Source organism: Pseudomonas sp. BAV 4579, from assembly GCF_009765395.1.
In the GTDB taxonomy this organism is placed as follows: Bacteria; Pseudomonadota; Gammaproteobacteria; order Pseudomonadales; family Pseudomonadaceae; genus Chryseomonas; species Chryseomonas aestiva.
Map to the genome: position 1 here is coordinate 26,152 of NZ_WHOV01000008.1, position 17,280 is coordinate 43,431.

Below are 17,280 nucleotides of genomic sequence, written 5' to 3' on the forward strand. Positions count from 1 at the left end.
GCGAGGACTGGAGCTGGCCTAGAGATCGGCCAGTTGCCAGTGAAGAGCGCTGACCATGGCCGCGCCCAGGGCGGCGCTGCGGGCACCGTTCCAGCCGACGTCCGGGCGGGGATCGTTGGCGTTGTCCTTGAATGGCAGCTCCAGGGTCAGGGCCAGGCAGCCATGGGTATAGCCGACGTACTTGGTGGCGAGCTTGAGGGTTTCGCTGCCGAAATGACCGCGGGGATAGCCGTACCGGGTCTGGAAATCCGGGCTGGCGCGCTGGAAGCGCTGCAGGAAGGCCTGCTGCTCGGCTTCCTCACGCTCGCCGAAGGTGGGCAGGCCATTGCAGCCGTCGACGAAGACATAGGGCAGGGCCTCGTCGCCGTGGATGTCGAGGAACAGGTCGCAGCCGCTCGCGGCGATGGCGCGGCGTACCGCCAGCACCTCGGGACTGCGTCCTTCGTCCGGCTCCAGCCATTCGCGGTTGAGGTTGGCGCCGGCGGCGTTGGTGCGCAGATTGCCCAGCGCCGAGCCGTCGGGATTCATGTTGGGCACCACGTGCAGTATCGCATGCTCCAGCAGCTTGGCACCGACTGGGTCGCCCTGGTGTTCGCCCAGGCCGAGCAGGCGGCGCAGCAGGCCTTCGACGAACCACTCGGCCATGGGCTCGCCGGGGTGCTGGCGGGCGATGATCCAGATGTTCTTCTTGCCAGCGCCCGGCGTGCCGATGCGCAGCAGGTCCAGCGAACGTCCCAGCAGCGAACGGCCGACGGTTTCCAGACGGACGGCGGGATGGCGTTGCGCCTCGCCCATGAAGGCCAGGTGACGTCTCTCCGGATAGGGTTCGAAATAGGCGAAGAACAGGCTGTCGTGTTCCGGGGTGACGGTCCAGCTCAGGGTCTTGCCGTCATAGCGGCTGGGAATGCGGAACCACTGCTGGCCGCAATAGCTGGCGACCACGCCATAGTCGCGCCAGCCCTCTGGGTAGGCGCACTCGCCGGCGTTGTCGAAGCTCAGCTGGCAGGGCAGGCCGCGGGCGCCTTCGAGGCGGAAATGGAACCACTGGGTAAAGGGCGAGGCGGTATCCGGGCGGATGCGCAGGCGGATGTCCGCGTGATCGGCCAGGGACAGCACCTCGACGGCGCCGCTGTCGAAGGTGGAACTGATGTGCAGGGAAGAGGCGTTCACGCAGGGCTCCACGGGCGAGGGGAAAGCCGGGAGTGTAGCGCCGCGTGGATAGGCTTTAGCAAGGACAGTGGGTAGCATAGGCCGCAGCTTCTCTTTCCTATCCGCTGTTTCCGGGAGTCTGCATGACCGCTCCGACTCGCGAGGCCATCGAGGCCGCGCTGCGCCAGTATCACGATCCCTATCTCGAACAGGACCTGCTCAGCGCCGGCGCCCTGCGCGACCTCGCGCTGGACGGTGGCCGGGTGCGCGCCCGTTTCGAACTGGGCTATGCCGCCGGACTGTTCAAGGGTGGCCTGGCCCAGGTGCTCAAGACCGCGTTGGAGAACGTGCCCGGGGTCGAGACCGCCGAGATCCAGGTCGATTGCATCATCGCGCCTCACGCCGCCCAGCCGCAGCTGGAGGCCATGGGCAACGTCAAGAACATCATTGCCGTGGCCTCGGGCAAGGGCGGGGTGGGCAAGTCCACCACCGCCGCCAACCTGGCCCTGGCGCTGGCCCGCGAAGGCGCCCGGGTCGGTGTGCTGGACGCCGACATCTATGGCCCCAGCCAGGGCATCATGTTCGGTTTCGCCGAGGGCACCCGGCCCGAGGTGCGCGACGAGAAGTGGTTCATCCCGCTGCAGGCCCATGGTGTCGAGGTCATGTCCATGGCCTTTCTCACCAACGACAAGACTCCGGTGGCCTGGCGTGGCCCGATGGTCTCCGGCGCCCTGATCCAGCTGATCACCCAGACCGCCTGGAACGACCTCGACTACCTGGTGATCGACATGCCGCCCGGCACTGGCGACATCCAGCTGACCCTGGCGCAGAAGGTGCCGGTGGCCGGCGCGGTGATCGTCACCACGCCCCAGGATCTGGCCTTGCTGGACGCCAGGAAGGGCGTGGAGATGTTCCAGAAGGTCAACATCCCGGTGCTCGGGGTGGTGGAGAACATGGCGGTGCACATCTGCTCCAACTGCGGCCATGCCGAGCACCTGTTCGGCGAAGGCGGCGGCAGCAAGCTGGCCGAGCAATACGGCGTGGATCTCCTGGCTTCCTTGCCGCTGGCCATGGCCATCCGCGAGCAGGCCGACGCCGGACGTCCCACCGCCATCGCCGATCCCGACAGCCAGATCGCGCTGATCTACCAAGAACTGGCACGCAAGGTCGGCGCCCGCATCGCCCAGGGCGGCCAGGCCGGTGGCGGCATGCCCACCATCACCGTCAGCGACGACTGATTTCGTCCGTTCGCCTTTGAGACCGCGCCGCTATCCAATACAATGCGCGGTCAATTTTTCGCCCCGGAGCTAGACCTGCCATGAGCATCAAATCGGACAAGTGGATTCGCCGCATGGCCCAAGAGCACGGCATGATCGAGCCCTTCGTCGAGCGCCAGATGCGCGGCGCGGACGACAGCCGGGTGATCTCCTACGGGGTGTCCAGCTACGGCTACGACGTGCGCTGCGCCAACGAATTCAAGGTGTTCACCAACATCCATTCGGCGGTGGTGGACCCGAAGAACTTCGACGACAAGAGCTTCGTCGACGTGGTCAGCGACGTCTGCATCATTCCGCCGAACTCCTTCGCCCTGGCCCGCACCGTGGAATACTTCCGCATCCCGCGCGACGTCCTGACCATCTGCCTGGGCAAGAGCACCTATGCCCGCTGCGGCATCATCGTCAACGTCACCCCGCTGGAGCCCGAGTGGGAAGGCCACGTGACCCTGGAGTTCTCCAACACCACGACCCTGCCGGCCAAGATCTACGCCAACGAGGGCGTGGCCCAGATGCTGTTCCTGCAGTCCGACGAGGCCTGCGAGGTCTCCTACAAGGATCGCGGTGGCAAGTACCAGGGCCAGCGCGGCGTGACCCTGCCACGCGCCTGATCCGCAGCTGTTCGAGCGAAGCCGCCTGTTGGGCGGCTTCGCTGTTTCCGGGCCTCAAGAATCGACCGCTGCCGCCGATAGCCTGTGACCTGACTTATCTTTGGAGTGGACTTTCCATGGCCGGCATTCTCGACACCGTCGATCAACGCACCCAGCTGGTTGGCGAGAATCGTCTGGAAATTCTCATGTTCCAGCTGTCCAGCCGGCAGATGTTCGCCATCAACGTGTTCAAGGTGCAGGAAGTCCTCAAGCTGCCGCGCCTGACCCAGATGCCCAAGCGCCATCCGATGATCTGCGGCGTCGTCCACCTGCGGGGTCAGACCCTGCCGGTGATCGACCTGGCCGCCGCCATCGGCATGCGCCCCATCACGCCCGACGAGAACAGCACCATCATCGTCACCGAGTACAACCGCTCGGTGCAGGCCTTCTTGGTCGGCAGCGTCGATCGCATCATCAACCTCAACTGGGACAGCATCCAGGCCCCGCCCGGTGGCGCCGGACGCCAGCACTACCTGACCGCCATCACCCGCATCGAAGACCGCCTGGTGGAGGTGATCGACGTGGAAAAGGTGCTGGCCGAGATCGCCCCCTACAACGTCAAGGTTTCCCAGGAACGCCTGGACGATCCGCTGCTGGCCAAGGCCCGCGGTCGCGAGGTGCTGCTGGTGGACGACTCCAGCACCGCCATCGGCCAGCTGCGCGACACCCTGTTGCAACTGGATCTGAAATTCCACGTCGCCACCGATGGCCTGCAGGCCCTGCGCAAGCTCAAGGCCTGGGCCGATGATGGCGTGGTGCTGACCGAGAAGCTGCTGATGGTCCTGACCGATGCCGAGATGCCGGAAATGGACGGCTATCGCCTGACCACCGAGATCCGCCAGGATCCGCGGCTCGCCGACCTCTATGTGGTGCTGCACACCTCGCTGTCGGGCAGCTTCAACGAAGCCATGGTGAAGAAGGTCGGCTGCAATGCCTTCCTCTCCAAGTTCCAGCCCGATCAGCTGGTCGAGGAAGTCCGTCGCCGCCTGGTGCTGGCCGAGGGCTGACCTCGCGGTTTCGCCGCTCCGGCGCCTCCCTTACACTGGCGGCCTTTGTCCGCCGCCAGGAAGCCGCGCCCATGTCGCACCTCAGTGCCCTCTATCGTTATCCCGTCAAGTCGACGGCCGTGGAATCCCTCGTCCAGGCGGAGGTGGATGCCCTGGGCCTGGTGGGTGACCGCCGCTGGATGGTGGTGGATGCCGACACCGGTCGCTTCCTGACCCTGCGCCAGCTGGCGCAGATGAATCACATCGAGGCGCGCTGGCTGGCCGCCGATCGGTTGCGCCTGAGCGCGCCAGGGCGGACGCCGCTCGACGTAGCGGTGCCGGATGCCGCCAGCGAACAGCTGGGCGTGACCATCTGGCGCGACACCCTGCAGGCGCCGGTCGCCGCCGCGGCGGATGCCTGGCTGAGCGATTTCCTCGGTCGCCGCTGCCGCCTGGTACACATCGCCGAAAGCCATGCCCGCCAGATCAATACCGATTTCGCGGAGCCGGGGCAAAAGGTGCATTTCGCCGACGGCTTTCCCTTGCTGCTGACCAGCGAGGCCTCCCTGGCCGATCTGGTGGCGCGGGTAGGCAAGCCGCTGGAAATGCTGCGCTTCCGGCCGAATCTGGTCGTTGAGGGTACGCCCGCATACGCCGAAGACGGCTGGAAGCGCCTGCGCATCGGCGCGGTGGACTTCGCCGTTGCCTGTCCTTGCTCGCGCTGCATCGTCATCACCCAGGATCCGCTGACCGGTGAAAAGGATCCGGATCGACAGCCGCTCACGGCCTTGCGCGAATACCGCTTCCAGGACAATCGCATGCTGTTCGGCATGAACGTCATCCCCCTGGGACGCGGCACCATCGAAGCGGGCATGCCGGTGGAGGTGCTGGAATGAATCCCGTGCGGCGTGTGGCGCTGGTCAGTCCGGCGGGTGCGGTCAGGGAAGAGCTGGTCACGACGGCGATCGAGCAACTGCAGGCCGCCGGCATCGAAGCGGTGCTGGGCGAACAGGCGCTCAAGCGCCATCGCTATCTCGCCGGTACCGCCGAGGAGCGTGCCGCGGATCTGCACTGGGCCTTCAGCCAGGCGGACGTGGATGCGGTCTGGTGCCTGCGCGGCGGTTACGGATCCGCGCAACTGCTGCCCTGGCTGGACTGGTCGCGGCTGTCCAGCAGCAAGGGCCGGCCGCTGATCGGCTATTCCGACCTGACGGTGCTGCTGGAGGCCTTTCACCGCCGCGGTCTCACCGCCATCCACGGCCCGGGCGCCCTGGATTGGGGGCGTCGTGACGAGGATCCGGCTACCCAGGCGGCTCGGACCCGCTCGCTGGAATCGGTCCTGGAACTGTGCGCGGGCGGCCGTCCGGCCTGGCAGCTGGAGCGCCTGGCCGGTCCGGCCCAGGTGCCTGCCGGCGAACTGATCGGCGGCAACCTGACCACCCTGGCCAGCGTGGTCGGGACCGCCGCCGCCCTGCGCCCCCACGACGGCGCCATCCTCATGCTGGAAGACGTCGGCGAGCCCTACTATCGACTGGAGCGCAGCCTCTGCCAGTTGCTGGGCAACCTCACCGAGCACCGCATCGGCGCGGTCTGCCTGGGCACCTTCACCGACTGCCCGCCGCGTAACGTCGAGCAGTCGCTGGAAGAGATCTTCGCCGAATGGCTGGCGCCGCGTGGCATTGCCCTCTATCGCGGCCTGCCTAGCGGCCATGGGCCGGAAAACCAGGCCTGGCCCTATGGCACTCGCGTGCGTCTGGAAGCGGGTCGCCTGCAGGTGCTCCAGGCCTGACCAGCCCCGGGCGGATCAGTCCGCCCAGGGCGAAGCCAGTTCCAGCTTGCCCAGCAGCTGGCGCTTCTTGCTGTTGTAGCCCTGCATCCGCACCAGCAGTTCATCCAGGGTGGCGACCGCCTTGAGAATGTGCGGGCCCTTGTTGAGCATCACGCATTCGGCGCGGACCCCGGTGGCGGCATCAGTGATCTCGGCGCGCGAAGGCGAACCCTTCTTGGCCAGGTTTTCCAGCACCTGGGTCGCCCAGATCACCGGCACGTGGGCCGCTTCGCACAGGCAGAGAATGTCTTCCTGCAGCGCCGCCAGGCGCTCGAAGCCGCCTTCCACCGCCAGGTCGCCGCGGGCGATCATCACGCCGAAGCCGCCGCGCTGCATGCCCGCCAGCAACAGTGCGGGAAGGTTGTCGAAGCCCCGGCGGGTTTCGATCTTCAGCACCACACCCAGGTGCTCGGCCTGCAGGCGCTCCAGTTCCGCGAGCAGCGCGCAGACGTCGTCCGCGCTGTTGACGAAGGACATCTCGATGCCGTCCGCATGCTCGGCGGCAAAGGCCAGGGCCGCGAGGTCCTGTTCGCCCAGCGCTGCCAGCCGCAGGGTACTCTGGGGAAAGTTGATGCCCTTGTCGCCCTTGAGCTTGGCGCCACCTGGTGCCTGGGTGATGCGGATCTGCAGCGCGTCCTGATCGGCGCCTTCGATCAGCCCGCCGATCTTGCCATCGTCGAACCAGACCGGCTCGCCGCTACGGACATCGGCGAATACCTGGGGCAAGGTGCAGCCCAGGGTGGCGGGTGTCAGCAGGCGACCGCCGCTGTCCTGGCTGGCGGGCCGATCGGCTGCGGGGCGAAGTCGCCGATGCGGCTGTGCCGCCTGCGTCCATCGCGTTCGACGCTCAGGCGCAATCCGGGCTTGAGGTAGGCGGTCTTGGTCGCCTCCGTCCAGCAGCCGCGATCGCCGACCTCGACCACCGTCCAGCGCCGCCGCGCCTGCCGGGTGTCCACCAGGCGGATGCAGTCGCCCGCCTGCAGATTCTTCAGCCAGCGTTCGCCCACCTGGAGGCTGGCAGCCGCCGGGGAGGGCGCCGGGCGCGGTCGGCGGCGGCCGGTCAGCCAGATCCGCGCCGGCTGGCGGACGCGGCCCTGGGCGTCGCGCTCGGGCTTCACCTTCCTTACCGCCGCGCCCGTGGCGATGGGCCCGGTGCGCAGCTTGGGGCCCGGCAGGTCCATGAATACCTTGCAGGGCTGGTCCAGCTCCGCGCTGGCCCGCCGCACGTGTTCGATCATGCGCGTCCAGCTGGCCGGTTCGTCGTGGGCGCAGTTGATGCGCGCGCAATCCATATGGGCCGCCAGCAGGTCGCGTACCAGCGCATAATCCTCTGCGGCCTCGCTGGGCAAGGTGACCATGATGCGTACCTCCCGCGCGGCGGCGGGCGTGCCGAACAATGCCCGCGCATGCTCTGCCAGGGGGTTGGTGGCCCTGGTCATCGGCCGCGTCGTCGGGCTGCCACCGAGCAGGCGTTCCAGGGTGTTGACGAGGGTCGCCACGGTCGGCAGCACGGCGGCTTCGGAGCGTCCCAGGGACGACAGCCCCAGGGCGGAGAGTTGCAGCTGCAGGTCATGCAGATCGTTGTCGCGCAGCGCCAGATAGGCGAGCAGATTCTGGGCACTGGCACGGTAGGCGGGATTGAGCGCCTGCCGATCCAGCCGCGGCTCGGCGGCCGCCTGCTCCAGGGCACCCTGCAGGGCGCGTAGCTGATCCAGCAGGCTGGCGAGAGCCTGATCGGGGGTTCGGGAACGCGAGGTCGAACGGGACGGCACGCTAGATCTCCAGCAGAGGGCCCAGGCGAGACGCTCACCGGGCGTTCCTGTCTCGGACCCATGGCCGCTGCAGAAGTGAAAAGCCAAGTGTTGCCAGACATTAGCGGCAGATGGCCACTGCTCGCGGAGGCTGCCGCTAGCGCCCATAGGGAGTCGGCGAGGATGCTGCTATGATGCGCGGCCTTGACGACCCCCGTTTTCAGGTACCCGCCATGGTGCAGATTTCCGAACGTCTCCTGGTCCAGGCCCATCTGGCCGCCAAGCAGCCCAAGGCGCTCGGGCCGGACGAGATCGCGGCCTACAAGACCGCTATCGCCCGCGAGCTCAAGGCGCAGAACGCGGTTCTGCTCGCCCACTACTACACCGATCCGCTGATCCAGGCGCTGGCCGAGGAGACCGGCGGTTGCGTCGCCGATTCCCTGGAGATGGCCCGCTTCGGCAATCGCCATCCGGCGTCCACCGTGGTGGTGGCCGGGGTCAAGTTCATGGGCGAGACGGCCAAGATCCTCAATCCGGAAAAGCGCGTGCTGATGCCGACCCTGGAGGCCACCTGCTCCCTGGACCTGGGTTGCCCCGTGGAGGAATTCTCCGCCTTCTGCGACCAGCATCCCGAGCGCACCGTGGTGGTCTACGCCAACACCTCGGCTGCGGTTAAGGCCCGCGCGGACTGGGTGGTGACGTCCGGCTGCGCGCTGGACATCGTCGAGCACCTGATGGACAACGACGAGACCATCCTCTGGGCCCCCGATCGCCACCTGGGTCGCTATATCCAGCGCGAGACCGGTGCCGACATGCTGCTGTGGGAAGGCTCCTGCATCGTCCACGAGGAGTTCAAGGCCAGCCAGCTGGAAGACCTCAAGCGGCTCTATCCGGAGGCGGCCATCCTGGTGCATCCGGAGTCGCCCGAGGCGGTGATCGAGCTGGCCGACCATGTCGGCTCCACCAGCCAGATGATCAAGGCGGCCCAGACGCTGCCCAATCGCCAGTTCATCGTCGCCACCGATCGCGGCATCTTCTACAAGATGCAGCAGGCCTGCCCGGACAAGACCTTCATCGAGGCGCCCACCGCCGGCAACGGCGCCGCCTGTCGCAGCTGCGCCCACTGTCCCTGGATGGCGATGAACACCCTGGAGCGCACCCTCAACTGCCTGCTCGATGGCTCCGGCGAGGTGCTGGTCGATCCGGCGCTCATCCCCCGGGCGGTCAAGCCGCTCAAGCGCATGCTCGACTTCACCCAGGCGCTGCAGCTGCAGACCAAGGGTAACGCCTAGCGCAGGATCTCTTCGCTCAGCTTGCGCTGGGCGATCATTTCCTGCTGGCGGGCGTCGATCCGCGCGGCCAGCTGATAGTTGCTGGCGGCGCGCTGCTTGGCGAAGCCCAGTTGCTGGATCGCCTGGTTGTAGTCACCGGTCAGGGCGAAGTACTCGGCGCGTGCCTGGTGCACCCCGACCAGATCCCCGGCCTGGCCGCGAACATCCGCCGCCTGATTCCACAGGTCCGGATCGATCGGCCGCTGCTTGATCAGTTTGTCGAGCAACTGGCTGGCGGCCTTGGCCTGCTTGGTGCGGCCGAGCATGTCCACCTGGGCCAGACTCACGGCCAGATCGTCCGGATAGAGGTCCATCAGCCGCTGCACGCGTTTCTGGGCGTCAGGCAGGCGATTGGCGGTAATGTCCAGATCGACCTGGGCGAGGTTGTAGCTGATGTCGTCCGGGGCCTTGCGCAGCAGCGGCGCGAGGGTGTCGCGCGCCTCGTTGAGCTGGCCCTGCTTGGTCAGTCCCATGGCCAGGCCATAGCGCACCGGATCGTTGTCTGGCGCCTCCTGCAGCTGGGCGCGATAGCGCTTCACCAGCAGGCCGGAGGTCTCCTCGAAGTACATCTGGGTGCGCACCTTCATCAGCTGGAAGCGCTTGCTGTCCTCGACGCCGCCCTTGGGAAAGCGCTCGGCGCGCGCCTGGGTATCGGCGATCCGGCTGTCGGTGACCGGGTGGGTCAGCAAAAACTCCGGTGGGGTACGGTCATAGCGATACTGGCGGGCGAGCCGACCGAACATCTCCGGCATGGCGCGCGGATCGTAGCCGGCGAGCTCAAGATTGACGATGCCGACGCGGTCGGCCTCCTGCTCGTTGAGGCGGGAAAAGCGCAACTGGCTCTGGATCGCCGCCGCCTGGGTCGAGGCGATGGCGGCGATTCCCACGTCGCCACCGCCGGCCGCGGCCGCAACGATTCCGGCGAGCAGGGCCGCCATCAGCGGCAGCTGCATGCGTTGCTGGTTTTCCACCCCGCGGGCGAAGTGGCGCTGGATCAGGTGACCCAGCTCATGGGCCACGACCGCCGCGTACTCGGCTTCGGTTTCCGATTTGAGGAACAGCCCACCATTCACCCCGATCACCCCACCGGGCGCGGCGAAGGCGTTGATCTCGGGGTCCTTGATCAGGATGAAGACCAGGCGGTGGTCCTGCAGGTCGCTGGTCTCGGCCAGCTTGTAGACGGTCTGTTCGACGAATTGCTTGAGCTGCGGATCGTTGATGGTCGGGACCTGGCCGCGAAGCATGCTCAGCCAGGCGCGGCCCATCTGAAACTCCTGCTCGGGCGAGACGATCGAAGAGCTGGCATCGCCCAGCGACGGCAGATCGTTCGCCCCCTGCGCCAGCAAGGGCGCGGCGAGCAGCGCCAGGGACAGCAGGGCGGGGCGCAGGACGTTCATGGCAAGACTCGTGGCCGCAAAAGCGCTACTTTAGCGGCCCGTCGTCTGGGTGCCTAGCAACCCCGGGCACTGACGCAGCCCCCAATGGAGAATCCCATGGCCGATCTGAGCCAACCCTACACCGGCGCCGTGACCGCCCAGCTGGACGCCAGCGGCCTGAGTTGCCCCATGCCGCTGCTCAAGGCCAAGCTGGAACTCAATCGGCTGGCTTCCGGCGAGGTACTGGCCGTGGTGGCGACCGATGCCGGTTCGCAACGCGACTTCCGCACCTTCGCCAAGCTGTCGGGCCATGCCCTGGTGGGCGAAGAGGTGGCGGGGGAGACCTTTCGCTACTGGCTGCGCAAGACCTGATCAGGCCTGGTTGAGTGCCTGGGCGGCGGCCAGCACCTCGGCGACATGCCCGGGGACCTTCACGCCGCGCCAGATCTGGCGTACCACGCCTTCCCGATCGATGAGGAAGGTACTGCGATCCACGCCGATGTAGTCCTTGCCATAGAGCTTCTTCTGCCGCATCACGTCGAACAGCTGACAGAGGGTCTCGTCCTTGTCGCTGATCAGCTCGAAGGGAAAGCCCTGCTTGGTGCGGAAATTCTCGTGGGTGCGCAGGCTGTCACGGCTGACGCCCAGGATCAGGGTATCGGCCGCCTGGAACTGCTCGTGCAGATCGCGAAAGCCCTGGCCCTGGGTGGTGCAGCCGGGGGTGTTGTCCTTGGGATAGAAGTACAGCACCGCCTGGCGACCGCGCAGGCTGGCGGGCGAGACCTCGAGGCCGCTGGTGGCCTGGGCCTGAAAATCCGGAAGCGGTTGGTCGAGGGTCACGCTCATGGGCAGCTCCTTGCGGGTTCGGTCAGTTGCTCTGCGGCCGCCAGGGCTCGATCAGGGCATCCAGATTGAGGGCGTCGGCGAAATCCAGGAACTGATCGCGCAGCCAGCTGATCTGGGTGCCGGCGGGCAGGGTCACGGTGATGGTGGCGTTGAGCATGGTGCCGCCGGTCTGGGGCGCCTGGTAGGAATCGCAGACCAGATTCTCCACTTCGATCTTGTGGTCGGCGAAGAACTGGCAGAGTTCGTTGAGGATGTCCGGGCGGTAGGCGGCGCTGACATAGACGACGTACGGCAGCGCCTGGGGACGATTCTCCAGGGCGGCGCTGCGGGTGACGCCGACGGTGAAGCCGTGGCGCTTGCCAAGGCCGGCGAGGCCGCCTTCGAGGCGCGCCAGGCCGTCCCAGTTGCCGGAGACCTGCAGGATCAGCGCGCTGTATTCCCCGTGCCGGCTCAGCCGACTGCTGACTACCGCACAGCGGTTGTCCATGCAGCTGCGGTAGAGCACGTTGGTCAGCTCCATGGGATTGGCGCCCAGCGCACTGATGACGAGAAATTGTTCGCGAATCGGGGGGGTAGCGGACATTAGGGTTCCTGGCAGGGGAAGATACAGACTGGCAAAGGCGGAAGGGTAGCGAAAAGCGCTCGCGGGGGGAATGCCCGTTGGGGGCACGTTGCTTGTGCTGGCGCAGAGGCGTCAGTACCATTACCGCTCTCTTTTTCCGGCAGGAGCGGTTGCATGATTGCGGGGAGCATGGTGGCGCTGGTCACCCCTATGGACGCCCAGGGGCGTATCGACTGGGACAACCTGACCAAGCTGGTGGACTTCCATCTCGCCGAAGGCACCGACGCCATCGTCGCGGTGGGCACCTCGGGCGAATCCGCCACGGTCGACGTCGACGAGCACGTGGCCGTGATCCGTCATGTGGTCGAGCAGGTCAAGGGCCGCATCCCGGTGATCGCCGGCACCGGTGGCAATTCCACCCGGGAGGCCATCGACCTGACCCGCGCCGCCAAGGACGCGGGCGCCGACGCCTGTCTGCTGGTCGTGCCCTATTACAACAAGCCGACCCAGGAAGGGCTGTATCAGCACTTCCGCATGATCGCCGAAACCGTCGCCATTCCGCAGATCCTCTACAACGTGCCCGGCCGCACCGCCTGCGACATGCTGGCCGAGACCGTCGAGCGGCTGGCCAAGGTGCCGAACATCATCGGCATCAAGGAAGCCACCGGCGACCTGGCGCGCGCACGCGACATTCTCTCCCGGGTCAGCAAGGACTTCCTGGTCTACTCGGGCGATGACGCCACCGCCGCCGAACTCATGCTGCTGGGCGGCAAGGGCAACATCTCGGTGACCGCCAACGTCGCGCCGCGCGCCATGAGCGAACTCTGCGCCGCCGCCATGCGCGGCGATGCCGACACCGCACGCGCGCTCAACGAAAAGCTGATGCCGCTGCACAAGAATCTGTTCATCGAATCGAATCCGATCCCGGTGAAGTGGGCCCTGCATGAAATGGGCATGATCGACGCCGGTATCCGTCTGCCGCTGACCTGGCTCAGCTCGCGCTGCCACGAAGTGGTACGTCAGGCCCTGCGTCAGGCGGGAGTGCTGGCGTGATTAGGAAGCAGTCGATGAAACGTGTTCTGGGTTTGACGACGCTGGGTCTGGCCGTGGCCACCGCCAGTGGCTGCAGCTGGGTATGGGGCGAGCATGGCTATTTCCGCGATCGCGGCAATGACTATCTCGAATCCCGCGAGACCGGCCCCATGCAGGTGCCGACGGATGTCCAGGCCAAGCCAATGGATCCGCTGTTGCCGATCCCGGCCAATGTGGCCGATACCCAGAATCGCTCCTATGGCTTCGAAGTGCCGAAACCCCAGGCGCTGGCCGTCCAGGGCAGTGGCAACGAACAGTTCAGCGTGCAGCGCAGCGGCAATGCCCGCTGGCTGGCCGCCCAGAAGGTCCCGGCCAATGTCTGGCCGGTGGCCCGTCAATACCTGACCGACAATGGTTTCCGCATCGCCGAAGAGCGTCCGCAGACCGGTGAGATCATCACCGCCTGGCAGGCGCCCACCGAGCTGTCGACGCCGCTGGCGCGCAGCCTGAGTACCAACGGCCGCCTGCAGCCGGGCAACGAGCTGCGCACCCGTCTGCGCATCGAGCCGGGCGTGCAGTCGGGCAGCAGCGAGATATTCATCCAGACCCAGACCCGCAGCCAGGGCAGCTCCAGCGAGCCGTCCTGGTCCAGCAGCCAGAACAGTTCGGCGCTCGATGACGCCCTGCTGAATCAGGTGCTGGCCGGCCTGGACCGCAGTGAGCAGGGCAGTGGCTCGGTCTCGCTGCTGGCCGCCGGTGGCTACGACACCCCGGAGCGCGTGACTTACGAGGTCGACGGCAGCGGCGTGCCCATGCTGGTGCTGGAAAGCGATCTGAATCGCGCCTGGTCCAGCGTGGGTCGCGCCATCGAAGGCGCCGACATCCGCGTCGACGACATGGATCGCAGCCTGGGCGTCTACTACGTGAACATCGCCGAAGGCGCGCAGAAGCCCGAAGAGCGCAAGCCGGGCTTCTTCGGCCGCCTGTTCGGCAAGGGCGAGACCAAGGAAGAGGAAGACGCCCGCGCCCGGCGCTTCCAGGTGCGCCTCACCTCGGTGGGCAACACCGTCCAGGTCACCCTGGACAAGACCATCAACACCGCAGCACCCCAGGACATCGCCGAAGGCGTGCTGAAAAAGCTTCAGACGAGCATGCAATATGCGCTTCGCAATCCTGGGCAGCGGCAGTCGGGGCAACTCGACCCTGGTGCACAGCCATAACAGCTATGTGCTGATCGACTGCGGCTTCTCCCTGCGGGAAGCCGAACGTCGCCTGGCCCGGCTGGGTGTGATACCTGCCCAGCTGGACGCTGTCCTGGTCACCCACGAACACTCCGATCACGTGCAGGGCGTCGAGCTGCTGGCGCGCAAGCACGGGGTGCCGGTCTATTACAGCGCCGGTACCGGGCGTGGCCTGCGCAAGCCGGTGGCCGCCCAGGGACTGCTGGTGGACGGCGAACGGCTGGTGCTGGATGCGCTGGAAGTGACGGTGGTGCAGGTGTCCCACGACGCCCTGGAGCCGACCCAGTTCGTTTTCGACGACGGCCGCAAGCGCCTGGGCGTGCTCACCGATCTCGGCGAGGCGACCCCAGGGGTGCTGGCCCATTACCGCGGCCTGGATGCCCTGGTGATCGAAGCCAACCACGACAGCAACATGCTCGCTGCGGGGCCCTATCCCTATCACCTCAAGGCGCGGGTCGGCGGGGTGCGCGGGCATCTCAACAACCGGCAATCGGCCGACCTGGTGATGGAGCTGGCCTGTCCGGGCCTGCAGCATCTGGTGCTCGCCCACCTGAGCGAGAAGAACAACAACCCCTGGCTCGCCCGCGCCTGTTTCACCAATGTGCTGGGCTGCGATGCGGACTGGCTGCAGATCGCCGATCAGCAGCAGGGGCTGGAGTGGCAGGCCATCGCCTGAAGCGCTGACCAGGTTTTTCTTTGGCGGTCGGGCGTTGCTGCACGGCCAAAAGATCCACGATCCTATGTAAACTGCGCTTCCCGGCTGTACTCGTTCCGAACCGGTCGTCTCACCTGCGTTCGTCCACAGCCTGCAAGCCATTCGAACCGGAGTCCAAGATGGAAAAACGCGCAGAACTCTACCGTGGCAAGGCCAAGTCGGTATTCACCACCGACGATCCCGATCGCCTGGTCCTGTTGTTCCGCAACGACACCTCTGCCTTCGATGGCGAGCGCATCGAGCAACTCGAGCGCAAGGGCATGGTGAACAACAAGTTCAATGCCTTCGTCATGCAGAAGCTCGAAGCCGCCGGTATCCCTACCCAGTTCGAGCAACTGCTGGGCGACAACGAATGCCTGGTCAAGAAGCTCGAGATGATTCCGGTGGAGTGCGTGGTGCGCAACTTCGCCGCCGGCAGCCTGGTGCGCCGCCTGGGCGTGGAGGAGGGTCTGGAGCTGACGCCGCCGACCTTCGAACTCTTCCTGAAGAACGATGCGCTGCACGATCCCATGGTCAACGAAAGCCACGTTCAGGCCTTTGGCTGGGCCACCCTCGACCAGCTGGCCGAGATGAAGGCGCTGACCTTCCGCATCAACGACATCCTCAAGCAGCTGTTCGACGACGCCGGCCTGCTGCTGGTGGACTTCAAGCTGGAATTCGGTCTGTTCCACGGCAAGGTCGTGCTGGGCGACGAATTCAGCCCGGACGGCAGCCGCCTGTGGGACAAGGAAACCCGCAAGAAGATGGACAAGGATCGCTTCCGCCAGGGTCTGGGCGGCGTGATCGAGGCCTACGAAGAGGTCGCCCGGCGCCTGGGCGTCCCGCTCTAAACGCAAGCCGCTGATACCAGAGCTTTTTTTTGCAATTGCTTGTTCGCTTTTGCGCGCATGGCTGGTATCATGCGCCGCGTTGGAGAGATGCCGGAGTGGTCGAACGGGACGGATTCGAAATCCGTTGAGTCAGCAATGGCTCCTAGGGTTCAAATCCCTATCTCTCCGCCAAATCCGAAAAACCCCGAGCGTGCCAGGCACCTCGGGGTTTTTTATTGGCCGGTGTTCGGCTCTGGATGGGTAGTTTGCCCCGGTCTGACTCGGATTTTTTGCAGAGCAGGGCTGCCGGCATCTGGTATCGAAGTTGGACGAAGCCCAGGTTGGTCCGGTAGCTAACCCATGGCCGCTGCATACCGTCGAGCGGTAGTGATCGGCGCCCGGGAATGGCTGGACGCTTCGGGCAAATGGAGCGATGCTGGAAAGGCACGCCACAGAGCGTGCGATCTCCGATGGCCGAGCGGCAAGTGGCAGCCATTGGACGGTGGCTTCGGCGCATAACAATAAGAGGAGTCGAGCGATGTTCTACAAGGTCAGCGTGTATTCCCGGCCTGAAGATCGTGGGCTGCTGGTATGGCGGTGGAAGAAGCAGTTTCTTGGTGAATGGGTGGAGTCGCGTCAGGAGTTCGAGGACTGCGACCATTGCGTCCACCATGCCCTGCAGGATGCCAAGGGGCAGAGCGTTCACCTCGAAACCGATCGCTGCACCCTCTATCGTTACCGCTTCGAAAGCATGCTGCACCAATATGGCAGCTGCTATTGCCTGAGCGGCGGACGCTCGTCCGAAGCCGTTCTGGACCTCATCGCCCAGATCGAGGAGCGCCATAACGTGATCGTGCTGCGCAATGGCCAGCCGTTCTTCCCCCACTATCGTGCGGATCTGCAGGCCGAAGGGACGCTGGCTCCCGAGCTCTGGCAGGGTGTGGAATGGCGGGGACTGGAGGGGCGCTTCGAGTACGTACGCAATCGCCACTCGCCTTGGTCCAGGTAGCGCCTGGCGGTTAGAAGGGCAGCAACTCCTGACGCATGATGCTGATGTCGGCAGGCGCCTGGACCCCTACCTGCACGCGGTCGCCCTGCACCTTGAGGATGCGGATGTTGATGCCGCCGTTGAACAGCAGATCCAGCAGCTGTTCTTCATCGGCTCCCGGCTTTAGGGATAGATTGATGATTTCGTCGGTGCGACGGGTCAAGACCAGATAGGACATGAGCATCCCTGCCATGATTTCAGGGCGCCGATGATAAACAGTTCCGCCCTTTGTGAGAATCAGTAGGCAGATTTTGGGTGCTGCTCCAGGGGCTTGGCGCAGGTCCTAACCCGCTATCGACGTCCCAGTTGCCAGCGGCGTCCCACGAATCCCAGGCCTCCCGAGACCATCACCAGCAGGTTGATGGTATTGGTCGCCCCGCTGCCGTGATAGCCCGCGATGACGGCAATCAGGGTGGCCAGGGCCCAGACGGAGATCGCGGCGGCCACAGCGGCGGCCATTTCATTGAAATCGGATTTCCGCGCCGATCTCGAATAGGGACGGATATCGCTTTCGTATTCTTCTGGCATGGGAGGCTCCGGCTGCTGTTCTTGTTGGAGAGTATCGCCATGGATCTTATCGACCGCTGATGAACAGTCTGGATGGGATCGATAGCGCGATCAGCTTTTTTTTCCGCTGAACGGACAAGAGGTAGTGGCTGGAGTTCTGGGTGGTCGGCGGACG

Annotated in this window: 20 protein-coding genes and 1 tRNA gene; 13 read left to right on the forward strand and 8 right to left on the reverse strand. The window is 65.7% G+C overall.

The annotated features are described in order from the left end of the window. Positions 1-18: 18 nt before the first annotated feature. Positions 19-1,170 (reverse strand): M14-type cytosolic carboxypeptidase, encoded by a 1,152-nt coding sequence (locus GSQ95_RS03330; protein ID WP_158896504.1) that lies wholly within the window; start codon positions 1,168-1,170, stop codon positions 19-21. A 122-nt stretch (positions 1,171-1,292) separates the two neighbouring features. Between GSQ95_RS03330 and apbC the strand changes: the two genes are divergently transcribed. From apbC to GSQ95_RS03355, 5 genes are all read left to right on the forward strand, one after another. After that, on the forward strand, positions 1,293-2,387 hold the full coding sequence (gene apbC / locus GSQ95_RS03335; protein WP_158896505.1) for an iron-sulfur cluster carrier protein ApbC: 1,095 nt from the start codon (positions 1,293-1,295) through the stop codon (positions 2,385-2,387). Between the two features lie 80 nt (positions 2,388-2,467). Continuing rightward, positions 2,468-3,034: a dCTP deaminase gene (gene dcd, locus GSQ95_RS03340; protein WP_007162761.1), complete on the forward strand. Its 567-nt coding sequence runs from the start codon at positions 2,468-2,470 to the stop codon at positions 3,032-3,034. Between the two features lie 116 nt (positions 3,035-3,150). Further along, positions 3,151-4,080, forward strand: a complete 930-nt coding sequence (locus GSQ95_RS03345) for a chemotaxis protein CheV (protein ID WP_158896506.1) — start codon at positions 3,151-3,153, stop codon at positions 4,078-4,080. A gap of 71 nt (positions 4,081-4,151) precedes the next feature. Beyond that, entirely contained in the window at positions 4,152-4,955 is an 804-nt protein-coding gene (locus tag GSQ95_RS03350; RefSeq protein ID WP_158896507.1) for an MOSC domain-containing protein, read from the forward strand. After that, positions 4,952-5,848, forward strand: coding sequence for an LD-carboxypeptidase (locus tag GSQ95_RS03355; RefSeq protein WP_158896508.1), 897 nt, complete (start codon positions 4,952-4,954; stop codon positions 5,846-5,848). Before GSQ95_RS03350 ends, GSQ95_RS03355 begins: the two co-directional genes overlap by 4 nt. A 15-nt stretch (positions 5,849-5,863) precedes the next feature. On the opposite strand, the gene GSQ95_RS26380 is transcribed toward GSQ95_RS03355, so the two are convergent. Then, complete coding sequence (locus GSQ95_RS26380; protein WP_256664464.1) at positions 5,864-6,613, reverse strand: pyruvate kinase; 750 nt, start codon at positions 6,611-6,613, stop codon at positions 5,864-5,866. A gap of 23 nt (positions 6,614-6,636) precedes the next feature. Next, positions 6,637-7,659 carry a pyruvate kinase gene (locus GSQ95_RS26385; protein ID WP_256664465.1) on the reverse strand — a complete coding sequence of 341 codons (1,023 nt, stop codon included), beginning with the start codon at positions 7,657-7,659 and terminating at the stop codon, positions 6,637-6,639. Between the two features lie 212 nt (positions 7,660-7,871). On the opposite strand from GSQ95_RS26385, the gene nadA reads away from it, so the two are divergent. Continuing rightward, positions 7,872-8,930, forward strand: coding sequence for a quinolinate synthase NadA (gene nadA / locus GSQ95_RS03365; protein ID WP_158896537.1), 1,059 nt, complete (start codon positions 7,872-7,874; stop codon positions 8,928-8,930). Here nadA and GSQ95_RS03370 read toward each other — a convergent pair. After that, the gene (locus tag GSQ95_RS03370) at positions 8,927-10,366 is read right to left on the reverse strand and encodes a M48 family metalloprotease (protein WP_158896509.1); all 1,440 of its coding nucleotides are present in this window, start codon (positions 10,364-10,366) and stop codon (positions 8,927-8,929) included. The two genes, nadA and GSQ95_RS03370, sit on opposite strands and share 4 nt — an antisense overlap. 96 nt (positions 10,367-10,462) lie before the next feature. Here GSQ95_RS03370 and GSQ95_RS03375 point away from each other — a divergent pair, with 96 nt between their 5' ends. Beyond that, the gene (locus tag GSQ95_RS03375; protein WP_158896510.1) at positions 10,463-10,717 is read left to right on the forward strand and encodes a sulfurtransferase TusA family protein; all 255 of its coding nucleotides are present in this window, start codon (positions 10,463-10,465) and stop codon (positions 10,715-10,717) included. Here GSQ95_RS03375 and GSQ95_RS03380 read toward each other — a convergent pair whose 3' ends face one another. Together GSQ95_RS03380 and GSQ95_RS03385 are read right to left on the reverse strand one after the other, a co-directional pair. Beyond that, positions 10,718-11,191: a peroxiredoxin gene (locus GSQ95_RS03380; protein ID WP_133859407.1), complete on the reverse strand. Its 474-nt coding sequence runs from the start codon at positions 11,189-11,191 to the stop codon at positions 10,718-10,720. It abuts the gene before it with no gap. Between the two features lie 22 nt (positions 11,192-11,213). Continuing rightward, the gene (locus GSQ95_RS03385; RefSeq protein ID WP_007162770.1) at positions 11,214-11,774 is read right to left on the reverse strand and encodes a glycine cleavage system protein R; all 561 of its coding nucleotides are present in this window, start codon (positions 11,772-11,774) and stop codon (positions 11,214-11,216) included. Positions 11,775-11,927: 153 nt separating this feature from the next. On the opposite strand from GSQ95_RS03385, the gene dapA reads away from it, so the two are divergent. From dapA to GSQ95_RS03415, 6 genes are all read left to right on the forward strand, one after another. Further along, entirely contained in the window at positions 11,928-12,806 is an 879-nt protein-coding gene (gene dapA / locus GSQ95_RS03390; RefSeq protein WP_017640330.1) for a 4-hydroxy-tetrahydrodipicolinate synthase, read from the forward strand. A gap of 14 nt (positions 12,807-12,820) precedes the next feature. Then, the gene (gene bamC / locus GSQ95_RS03395) at positions 12,821-14,005 is read left to right on the forward strand and encodes an outer membrane protein assembly factor BamC (RefSeq protein ID WP_158896511.1); all 1,185 of its coding nucleotides are present in this window, start codon (positions 12,821-12,823) and stop codon (positions 14,003-14,005) included. After that, the gene (locus GSQ95_RS03400; RefSeq protein ID WP_158896512.1) at positions 13,944-14,702 is read left to right on the forward strand and encodes an MBL fold metallo-hydrolase; all 759 of its coding nucleotides are present in this window, start codon (positions 13,944-13,946) and stop codon (positions 14,700-14,702) included. Before bamC ends, GSQ95_RS03400 begins: the two co-directional genes overlap by 62 nt. A gap of 158 nt (positions 14,703-14,860) precedes the next feature. Beyond that, positions 14,861-15,571 carry a phosphoribosylaminoimidazolesuccinocarboxamide synthase gene (purC, locus tag GSQ95_RS03405; RefSeq protein WP_133859403.1) on the forward strand — a complete coding sequence of 237 codons (711 nt, stop codon included), beginning with the start codon at positions 14,861-14,863 and terminating at the stop codon, positions 15,569-15,571. 81 nt (positions 15,572-15,652) lie between these two features. Then, a tRNA-Ser gene (locus tag GSQ95_RS03410) sits at positions 15,653-15,742 on the forward strand. Between the two features lie 346 nt (positions 15,743-16,088). Beyond that, positions 16,089-16,559: a hypothetical protein gene (locus GSQ95_RS03415; RefSeq protein ID WP_158896513.1), complete on the forward strand. Its 471-nt coding sequence runs from the start codon at positions 16,089-16,091 to the stop codon at positions 16,557-16,559. A 10-nt stretch (positions 16,560-16,569) separates the two neighbouring features. Here GSQ95_RS03415 and GSQ95_RS03420 read toward each other — a convergent pair whose 3' ends face one another. Continuing rightward, positions 16,570-16,776 carry a carbon storage regulator gene (locus GSQ95_RS03420; RefSeq protein ID WP_178083868.1) on the reverse strand — a complete coding sequence of 69 codons (207 nt, stop codon included), beginning with the start codon at positions 16,774-16,776 and terminating at the stop codon, positions 16,570-16,572. A 113-nt stretch (positions 16,777-16,889) separates the two neighbouring features. Beyond that, on the reverse strand, positions 16,890-17,126 hold the full coding sequence (locus GSQ95_RS03425; protein ID WP_133859401.1) for a hypothetical protein: 237 nt from the start codon (positions 17,124-17,126) through the stop codon (positions 16,890-16,892). Between the last annotated feature and the right edge of the window lie 154 nt (positions 17,127-17,280).

Bases quoted from the DNA above. Each gene is read 5' to 3' on its own strand.
- GSQ95_RS03350 (WP_158896507.1), top strand. From the start codon at position 4,152: ATGTCGCACCTCAGTGCCCTCTATCGTTATCCCGTCAAGTCGACGGCC.
- bamC (WP_158896511.1), top strand. From the start codon at position 12,821: ATGAAACGTGTTCTGGGTTTGACGACGCTGGGTCTGGCCGTGGCCACC.
- apbC (WP_158896505.1), top strand. From the start codon at position 1,293: ATGACCGCTCCGACTCGCGAGGCCATCGAGGCCGCGCTGCGCCAGTAT.
- dcd (WP_007162761.1), top strand. From the start codon at position 2,468: ATGAGCATCAAATCGGACAAGTGGATTCGCCGCATGGCCCAAGAGCAC.
- GSQ95_RS03345 (WP_158896506.1), top strand. From the start codon at position 3,151: ATGGCCGGCATTCTCGACACCGTCGATCAACGCACCCAGCTGGTTGGC.
- nadA (WP_158896537.1), top strand. From the start codon at position 7,872: ATGGTGCAGATTTCCGAACGTCTCCTGGTCCAGGCCCATCTGGCCGCC.
- GSQ95_RS03355 (WP_158896508.1), top strand. From the start codon at position 4,952: ATGAATCCCGTGCGGCGTGTGGCGCTGGTCAGTCCGGCGGGTGCGGTC.
- GSQ95_RS03400 (WP_158896512.1), top strand. From the start codon at position 13,944: ATGCGCTTCGCAATCCTGGGCAGCGGCAGTCGGGGCAACTCGACCCTG.
- GSQ95_RS03375 (WP_158896510.1), top strand. From the start codon at position 10,463: ATGGCCGATCTGAGCCAACCCTACACCGGCGCCGTGACCGCCCAGCTG.
- GSQ95_RS03420 (WP_178083868.1), bottom strand. From the start codon at position 16,776: ATGTCCTATCTGGTCTTGACCCGTCGCACCGACGAAATCATCAATCTA.
- GSQ95_RS03370 (WP_158896509.1), bottom strand. From the start codon at position 10,366: ATGAACGTCCTGCGCCCCGCCCTGCTGTCCCTGGCGCTGCTCGCCGCG.
- GSQ95_RS03425 (WP_133859401.1), bottom strand. From the start codon at position 17,126: ATGCCAGAAGAATACGAAAGCGATATCCGTCCCTATTCGAGATCGGCG.
- purC (WP_133859403.1), top strand. From the start codon at position 14,861: ATGGAAAAACGCGCAGAACTCTACCGTGGCAAGGCCAAGTCGGTATTC.
- GSQ95_RS03380 (WP_133859407.1), bottom strand. From the start codon at position 11,191: ATGAGCGTGACCCTCGACCAACCGCTTCCGGATTTTCAGGCCCAGGCC.
- GSQ95_RS03415 (WP_158896513.1), top strand. From the start codon at position 16,089: ATGTTCTACAAGGTCAGCGTGTATTCCCGGCCTGAAGATCGTGGGCTG.
- dapA (WP_017640330.1), top strand. From the start codon at position 11,928: ATGATTGCGGGGAGCATGGTGGCGCTGGTCACCCCTATGGACGCCCAG.
- GSQ95_RS03385 (WP_007162770.1), bottom strand. From the start codon at position 11,774: ATGTCCGCTACCCCCCCGATTCGCGAACAATTTCTCGTCATCAGTGCG.